The 591-nt window shown below is 47.0% G+C and carries 1 pseudogene; it reads left to right on the forward strand.

Annotation, left to right across the window (positions count from 1 at the left end):
* Positions 1 to 256 (forward strand): annotated as a pseudogene (locus ABRS97_RS28105) (IS110 family transposase); the annotation flags it as partial.
* Between the last annotated feature and the right edge of the window lie 335 nt (positions 257 to 591).

The raw sequence follows: 591 nt of genomic DNA on the forward strand, positions 1-591 counted from the left end.
CAAGCAAGGCGACCGCAGCTTGCACGATATCTTCAAAGCGCTGGCGATCCGGCAGCTTGTCGTGCATCGAGGCACGAAAACGCCGAGGAATCCGCTGTTTCATGAATACTTTCACCGCAAGCTCGCGGAAGGTAAAACGAAGAAGCAAGCGATCATCTGCATTATGCGGCGACTGGTCAACATCGTGTACGGGATACTGAAAAGTAAAACCGTGTATCGCCTGTCGGAACCTTTGCTGCGAGCAGAGAACCCGTGAGAAATAGCTGAAAATGATAGAGTTAAGCCGTCTTTAAAAAAAGGTGTGGACGAAGCTCAAGCGAAGGCGCGGGAGGAATCTTGGTTTTAATGGGTTGGAGCTTTCCTATAACTGGCGGGTTAGACGGGAAGCCCCACTTGAAACCAAAAATGTGCTGCTAAACAACTGAAAATGAGTACCAAAAACCGTAAAGAAGTGCTATTTTATGGATAGGACTTCTCTGTCTTTGGGGTCTGAGCTTTATAGCATAAGATAGCTATGAGGGACAGATAGATAATCCTCTTTCGTTGAACCTTTACACCTACGTTCAGAACAATCCGTTGACTCACTGGGAT

The organism is Paenibacillus tabacirhizosphaerae (assembly GCF_040812395.1).
Classification (GTDB): domain Bacteria; phylum Bacillota; class Bacilli; order Paenibacillales; family NBRC-103111; genus Paenibacillus_E.